Consider the following 2,410-nt stretch of genomic DNA (forward strand, 5'->3'; position numbering starts at 1 on the left):
CGGCGAGGTTCAACCGCATCCCCCATCAGGGTAGTGAACAGCTGGTCAGTTGCAATGGCATCTTTGACCGTTACACGCATCATGCGGCGAGTTTCAGGGTTCATGGTGGTTTCCCAAAGTTGTTCTGGGTTCATTTCACCAAGACCTTTATAACGCTGTACGGATAAACCACGACGAGATTCACGGCTTAACCAATCTAATGCTTGCTCGAAGTTGTCGATATTCTGGCGACGTTCACCACGTTGAATATAAGCGCCTTCTTCGATTAATCCACCGATGATGTCACCTAATTCGGTGATACGGCGGTATTCGCTACCATGAACGAAGTCGAAATCGAGGTTGTAGTCGCTATCAACACCATGGGTACGGATACGAATAGTTGGTTCGAATAGTTGACGCTCGCGGTTTTCATGAATGATATAGCTGTAAGAGCTACCCGCTTGCTCGTTCTCTTCTAAACGTGCCACTAAGGTTTTTGCCCACTCTTCAACTTGCGCGCTATCTTTCAGTGCTTCTTCAGTCAGTGTGGATTGATACACTAAGCTGTTCAGCAGCGCTTGTGGGTATAAGCGCTCAAGACGGCGGATAATACGGTGTGCAGCATTGTATTCAACAACCAGTTTTTCCAGTTGTTCGCCTTTCATTGCTGGGGCTTCTGCGCTTAAGTGCAGCTCAGCGCCATCCAGCGCGATAGAGATCAGATAGTCGTCCATCGCTTCGTCGTCTTTAATGTATTGCTCTTGTTTACCGCGTTTTACTTTATACAGTGGCGGCTGAGCAATAAAGATGTGACCACGTTCAACGATTTCTGGCATTTGACGGTAGAAGAAGGTCAACAGTAACGTACGAATGTGCGAACCATCGACGTCGGCATCCGTCATGATAATGATGCTGTGATAACGCAGTTTATCTGGGTTATATTCATCACGACCAATACCACAGCCTAATGCAGTGATCAGTGTTGCGACTTCTTGGGAAGAGAGCATTTTATCGAAACGCGCTTTTTCCACGTTCAGGATTTTACCTTTCAGTGGCAAAATTGCTTGGTTCTTACGGTTGCGACCTTGTTTTGCAGAGCCGCCCGCAGAGTCCCCTTCCACTAAGTACAGTTCAGATAATGCAGGGTCACGTTCTTGGCAGTCTGCCAGTTTACCCGGCAAGCCTGCTAAATCTAATGCCCCTTTACGGCGGGTCATTTCACGCGCTTTACGTGCAGCTTCACGCGCACGAGCAGCATCAATAATTTTGCCAACAACGATTTTAGCGTCGTTTGGATTTTCTAATAAATATTCAACTAGCTTCTCATTCATCATGGTTTCTACAGCGGTTTTCACTTCTGAAGAAACGAGTTTTTCTTTGGTCTGAGAAGAGAATTTTGGATCTGGCACTTTCACAGAAATAACGGCAATTAAGCCTTCACGAGCATCGTCACCTGTTGCGTTGACCTTGCTTTTCTTCTGGTAGCCTTCTTTTTCCATGTAGTTGTTCAGGGTACGGGTCATCGCAGCACGGAAGCCCGCTAAGTGGGTACCGCCATCACGCTGAGGAATGTTGTTGGTAAAGCAGTAAACATTCTCTTGGAAACCATCGTTCCATTGCATGGAAACTTCCACGCCGATGCCGTCTTTCTCAGTGGAGAAATAGAATACGGATGGGTGAATTGGGGTTTTGTTACGGCTCAGGTACTCAACGAATGCCTTGATCCCACCTTCATAGTGGAAATGGTCTTCTTTGCCATCACGTTTATCAATTAAACGGATGGAAACCCCTGAGTTTAAGAATGAAAGTTCACGTAAGCGTTTTGCCAGAATGTCGTATTCGAATTCGGTGACACCTTTGAAGGTATCCATGCTTGGCCAGAAACGTACGCGAGTCCCTGTTTGGTCAGTTTCACCAACCACAGTCAGAGGACCTTGTGGCTCCCCGTGCTTGTACACTTGCTCGTGGACTTTACCATCACGGCGGATCACTAATTCAAGTTTTTCAGATAAGGCGTTAACAACCGAAACACCTACACCGTGCAGACCACCGGAAACTTTATAGGAGTTGTCGTCAAATTTACCGCCAGCGTGCAGAACAGTCATGATGACTTCTGCAGCGGAGACACCTTCTTCTTCGTGGATGCCCGTAGGGATACCACGTCCATCATCTTGGACAGAGACGGAGTTATCGGCATGGATAGTGATGACGATATCGTCACAGAAACCAGCTAAGGCTTCATCGATAGCGTTATCCACAACCTCGAAGACCATGTGATGAAGACCTGTTCCATCGTCGGTATCACCGATATACATGCCCGGGCGCTTACGCACCGCATCCAGTCCTTTTAATACCTTGATACTTGAGGAGTCATATGTATTCGACATCAACGTTTCCTGCTCTTTCTATTCCTGAGGTTGAACTTCTATTT

Annotated in this window: 1 protein-coding gene; it reads right to left on the reverse strand. The window is 46.9% G+C overall.

Annotated features, from left to right (window positions below; genetic code table 11):
- Window positions 1-2,366 (reverse strand): DNA topoisomerase (ATP-hydrolyzing) subunit B (gene gyrB, locus JK188_RS17085; RefSeq protein WP_211888688.1); only part of this gene is annotated, 2,366 nt, incomplete at its 3' end.
- Window positions 2,367-2,410: the final 44 nt, after the last annotated feature.

The organism is Providencia sp. JGM181, assembly GCF_018257375.1.
Taxonomy (GTDB): domain Bacteria; phylum Pseudomonadota; class Gammaproteobacteria; order Enterobacterales; family Enterobacteriaceae; genus Providencia; species Providencia lanzhouensis.